The 5,136-nt window shown below is 57.6% G+C and carries 5 protein-coding genes; 4 read left to right on the forward strand and 1 reads right to left on the reverse strand.

Features of this window, described 5'->3' with window-relative positions; all coding sequences use genetic code 11:
* Both JNM42_RS13385 and JNM42_RS13390 read left to right on the forward strand, forming a co-directional pair.
* Window positions 1-633: ATP-binding cassette domain-containing protein (locus JNM42_RS13385; RefSeq protein WP_294270820.1), on the forward strand; the 633-nt coding region annotated here is incomplete at its 5' end.
* Between the two features lie 382 nt (window positions 634-1,015).
* Entirely contained in the window at window positions 1,016-1,465 is a 450-nt protein-coding gene (locus JNM42_RS13390) for a MaoC family dehydratase (protein ID WP_294270823.1), read from the forward strand.
* A gap of 118 nt (window positions 1,466-1,583) precedes the next feature.
* On the opposite strand, the gene JNM42_RS13395 is transcribed toward JNM42_RS13390, so the two are convergent.
* Complete coding sequence (locus JNM42_RS13395; protein ID WP_294270826.1) at window positions 1,584-2,381, reverse strand: enoyl-CoA hydratase/isomerase family protein; 798 nt, start codon at window positions 2,379-2,381, stop codon at window positions 1,584-1,586.
* A gap of 669 nt (window positions 2,382-3,050) precedes the next feature.
* Here JNM42_RS13395 and JNM42_RS13400 point away from each other — a divergent pair.
* A complete protein-coding gene (locus JNM42_RS13400) occupies window positions 3,051-4,727 on the forward strand; it encodes an acyl-CoA dehydrogenase family protein (RefSeq protein WP_294270828.1) in 1,677 nt (558 codons plus the stop codon).
* A 156-nt stretch (window positions 4,728-4,883) separates the two neighbouring features.
* Window positions 4,884-5,136: methylmalonyl-CoA mutase family protein (locus JNM42_RS13405; protein ID WP_294270831.1), on the forward strand; the 253-nt coding region annotated here is incomplete at its 3' end.

The raw sequence follows: 5,136 nt of genomic DNA on the forward strand, positions 1-5,136 counted from the left end.
GATTTTCTCTTTGCTCCGCAGCGAGCCCGTTCGCCGGTCAAATCGCTCTCCGGCGGCGAACGCAACCGCCTGCTCCTGGCACGCCTGTTTGCACGACCGGCCAACGTCCTGGTGCTCGACGAACCGACCAACGACCTCGACATCGAAACGCTCGAACTGCTCGAACAGTTGTTGCAGGAGTACACCGGCACCTTGTTTCTGGTCAGTCACGACCGGGTTTTTATTGACAACGTGGTGACGCAGACCATCGCTTTCGAGGGCGATGGTGTCTGGCGCGAGTATGCCGGCGGTTATCAGGACTGGGCGGATTATCAGGTCAAGCGGCGTGCCGAAGATGCTGCGCAGTCAGCGGCGAAGCGTGTTGCGTCGGCTGTCATGGGATCGGTGCAGGCGCCCAGGGTCAAGGTCGATAGTAGCCGCAAGCTGAGCTACAAGGACTCACGTGAGCTTGCCGAACTGCCCGAACGGATTGCGGCACTTGAACAGGAGCAGAAGGCGATCAGCCAGCGGCTGGAAGATCCGGCGTTCTATCGGGCCGAGCCGCAGGAGGCAACGCAAATTTCGCAGCGTCTGACGGAAATCGATGAAGAGTTGCTGCTCCTGCTGGAGCGCTGGGAGGCGCTGGAGGGGTGAGGCTTTTGCACCTCAGCACGGATATCAGGCAGACACAGGAGACTGAAGGAAAATGACGGGGCCGGGCTTCGCGCTGAGCGCTACCCGCGCTCTGCACGAACTGGTGATCTGCACCCGGGGTTGACACGCCGGGGTCATATTTGGCGATTTCCCCTGACGGGAAGTTAGTGAAATGGCGTTAGTGAAATGGCGTTTGACCTTGATGCCCATATCAAGGATACTCAACCCCTTATAATAAAAATACTTGTCCTTGTGGCGTACCAGCTTCAAACTATCCGGAACGCTCAAGAAAATCCGTTGGCGCAGGCGATAGCAGGCGTCATTTACCCCCGGCGCGGCTCGCCCGCGCTGATAATTACATAACTACCTAGAGAGGCCTTTCATGAATCCCCAAAACGGTTACGACGTTGAAGACATGACTGTCGGAATGAGCGCAGAAATTGCCAAGACCATTACTGATGCGGACCTTGTCCTGTTTGCCGGTGTGTCCACCGACGTCAATGCGGTTCATATGGATGAGGACTTTGCCAAGACGACGATGTTCGGTGGCCGCATCGCGCACGGCATGTTGTCTGCCAGCCTTATTTCAGCGGTGCTGGGCAATCGTTTGCCTGGGCCGGGCTGCATTTACATGAACCAGTCCTTGCGTTTCCGCGCCCCGGTTCGTCCTGGCGACACCGTTCATGCCAAGGTGACAGTCAAGGAAGTTATCGCCGAAAAGGGTCGGGTTGTCCTCGATACCGTGTGTACCGTGGGAGAAACGGTGGTCATCGATGGTGAGGCGACAATGATGCCAACCTCGCGCCGCAAGCGCGAAGCAGCCGGCAAGTAGTCAGTCGCGACGACCCCGGCCGGCCCCGGACGGTCGTCCTCCCTAACTTCGGTACTCGACAACCTGTCAGCGCACTTTGATCGATAAGCGCGCCTGGATGTTGATTACGCGCGCAGGATCAGTGTCCGGTGAAACGCGGCGGGCGCTTTTCGAGAAAGGCCGCGAGTCCTTCTGCATAGTCGGTGCTGTCGATAAAAGCAAATGACGCACGCTTTTCGGCTTTGCTGAGCGGCGTGGGGTCCATCAGCCGGGCAATCCACTGCTTGTGCCAGCGAGCGACCAACGGCGCGCCAGCGGCGATGCGTTGCGCCGTTGCCATGGCTTCGCTGTGCACGTCGGCGTCCGGAACCACGCGCGTCAGCAGCCCCTTGCTCAGTGCCTCCGCGGCCGTCAGCAAGCGACCTTCGAGCAGGATCTCCCTGGTCAGCGCCGGACCGGCGAGCGCCAACAAACCAGCCAGTTCGCCGGGGTACATGGAAAACCCGAGCTTCATTACCGGCGCGCCGAAACGGGCGGATTGACCTGCAATCCGCAGATCGCAGGCGCTGGCGATTTCCAGCCCGGCGCCGGCACAAGGCCCCTGAATCGCCGCAATGGTCGGCTGGGGAAGGTGCTCGATGGCCTGCAATACCTGCCCGACCGACTCGTGGTAGGCCAGTGCGCTGTCCACCGTGGCACGGGCTTCGCGCAGTTCCTCGAGATCACCGCCAGCAGCGAAAACCTCGCCTGCACCGCGCAGGATCACGCAACGGATGTCGGCGTCACCCGCAAGTTGCACTACGATCTGCCGCAGTTCCTGCCACATCACGGCGTTCAAGGCGTTGAGCTTGCCCGGATTGGAGAGAGTTAGCGTAGCGACAGGGTCTGTGCGTTCACATTGCACGGTGGCGATAGTCATAGGAATGCGTTCTTTCATGAATGCTCATGGATACACTTGGCGGTAGAGAAATTCGCGCTGAAACTTATAACCGAGCGCCGCTACGCTGGCGCCGACTCCCAGCTCGATGCGAACCCAGTAATTATCGTGGAAACCGCCTCTGGAAGCGACTCCGAGAGTGCGGCTGGCGAGTCGGGATCACACTTTTGCGCATTATTGGCAAGGAGACCCTACGATGGGAAGTGCTCAGTCGATGAGAATTTATGGGTAGTGCTCATTCAATGAGTTTTTCTCGATTGATGTTGTAGAGCATCATCATCAAGCGTTAGAATGGAATATCTTATTTGGGTTCGGCTGGATTGCGGCGTTATTGATGAATCCGCCTCCGGCATCTGTTCTTTTTTTGCTACGCACGACCGCTTTCTTTGACCGGATGGAAGTCTTTCGGTGACTGCTTGTCCAGCCAAAACATGGACTTACGTCAATGCTGTGGCGCAGCATGACGGACAATGGAACCCGCACCCGTACCGAGGGCGTATCTGCAAGCAATGATGGATGTGATTTTTGCAATAGAGTTTAGGGAGAAAATAAATGAAGCTCACACTGACCCATGACGAAATGAGCGCCTATTGCGCTCTCGTTCGTTCGCATTGTCAGTAACCGGTCCAATAAATAACGGCCGGACGGCCATCAATAAGGTAATCAACCATGAGTGATGTCAACAACAGGATGCAGGAAGCGTCGCAGTATCTCGCAGTAGCCGATGCACTGGTCAAGCAATCCTTGATCTGGATCAAGCAGCAATGTGTCGGTGACAAGGGGGTTTCGGGCGACAAACTCGACGAACATCAGATGGCCTGTTTCGACCTGGCGTGGTGCGCCGCCGAGTCAAGCACGGCGCATTTTGCGGTGGACTATGTCTACAAGGTCGTTGCCGCCAATGAGGCAGGTAATGGCGCCTGCCTGGAAGAGCGGATGACCCTGGCTTTTTGCGCCGAGGCTTTGCAGAACATTCGCAATCGTTTGTTTGCGCGCCCGCAAAGCTTCGGTATTAACGAAGACGATCTGGCGACCCTGGACGCACCCGCTCTCCGTCGTTTCTGCCAGTCGCAACTGGATGCGGGCAATCTTGAAGCGCTGGGCAGGCAAATCATTGCCTTGAATGGCGCAAGCGGTGACTATCTTCTCGGCCATGATGCGACGATGATGCAGGACTCGTTCCGCAAGCTGGCCACGAACGTGGTGATGCCGTTGGCCGAGGAGATTCATCGGCAAGACCGCATCATCCCAAAGGAAATTCTCGAACCGCTGACTGAAATGGGCTGCTTCGCCCTGTCAATTCCCGAGCGCTACGGTGGCATCCAGAGCGACGACCATGAAGACAACATGGGGATGATCGTGGTCACCGAGGAGCTTTCGCGCGGCTCGCTTGGCGGGGCGGGCAGCCTGATCACGCGTCCGGAAATTCTCAGCCGGTCCCTGCTCAAGGGGGGGACGGAAGAACAGCGACAAAAGTGGTTGCCCCAGGTCGCCATGGGCGAGCCCTTGTGTGCCATTGCCGTCACCGAACCGGATACCGGCTCCGATGTCGCCGCCATGCGCCTCAAGGCGACGAAGTGCGATGGCGGCTGGATACTCGACGGCGCCAAGACCTGGTGTACCATGGCCGGTAAAGCCGGTCTATTACTGGTTCTGGCCCGCTCCAATCCCGACCGTTCGCTCGGCCACAAGGGGCTGAGCATGTTCCTGGTCGAGAAGGATGTCTATGACGGACACGATTTCGAATATCGTCAGCCACAAGGCGGCTTGCTCACCGGGCGGGCGATTGCAACCATCGGTTATCGCGGAATGCATTCCTACGAGCTTTTCTTCGACCATGTTTTCGTTCCTGACGAAAACCTGGTCGGCGGGCCGGGGGGCGAAGGGAAGGGTTTTTACTTCATCATGGCCGGATTTGCTGGCGGACGCATTCAAACGGCCGCTCGTGCCATCGGCGTCATGCAAGCCGCTTTCGAACGGGCGGTTTCCTATTCCCAGGAGCGCAAGGTATTCGGCAAACCCATAGGCGAATATCAACTGACGCTCGTCAAGCTGGCGCGCATGGCGACGTTGCTGACCGTTTCCCGCCAATTCACCTACGCCGTCGGCCGTTTGATGGATCAGGGGGCAGGGCAGATGGAAGCCAGCATGGTGAAACTGTTCACCTGCCGGACGGCAGAATGGCTCACCCGCGAAGCGCTACAGATTCACGGCGGCATGGGCTATGCCGAGGAGTCACCGGTCAGCCGCTATTTCGTCGATGCGCGTGTGCTGTCGATATTCGAGGGGGCCGAAGAAACCCTGGCCCTCAAGGTTATCGCACGCTCTCTGATCGACGCTGTATAGGTCCGGCTTCAATCCGATACAGAGTCACACCCAAGGGAAGATTCATGTCGCAAGTGGTTCCTGGGAGACCGACAAGGTAGACATGGGAAAGAACAAGATTGATGAGATATTTTTTAAGATCGAGAGACGTCTCTTGATCAGAAAAAGGGGATAGTCATGGTTGCCGGTCAGAAAAAACGGGATCAGCCCTGGTTGATGCGGACCTATAGTGGTCACAGCTCGGCCAAGGCATCCAATACCCTTTATCGTACCAATCTTGCCAAGGGCCAGACCGGATTATCGGTAGCCTTCGATCTGCCGACACAGACCGGCTACGACGCCGACAATGTTCTGGCCAAGGGCGAAGTCGGCAAGGTCGGCGTGCCGATATCGCATATCGAGGACATGGATCAGTTGTTCGACCAGATAC

The sequence above is a fragment of the Propionivibrio sp. genome, assembly GCF_016790145.1.
Taxonomy (GTDB): domain Bacteria; phylum Pseudomonadota; class Gammaproteobacteria; order Burkholderiales; family Rhodocyclaceae; genus Propionivibrio.

Coding starts and splice junctions, on each gene's coding strand:
- JNM42_RS13395 (WP_294270826.1), bottom strand. CDS start 2,381: ATGAAAGAACGCATTCCTATGACTATCGCCACCGTGCAATGTGAACGC.
- JNM42_RS13400 (WP_294270828.1), top strand. CDS start 3,051: ATGAGTGATGTCAACAACAGGATGCAGGAAGCGTCGCAGTATCTCGCA.
- JNM42_RS13390 (WP_294270823.1), top strand. CDS start 1,016: ATGAATCCCCAAAACGGTTACGACGTTGAAGACATGACTGTCGGAATG.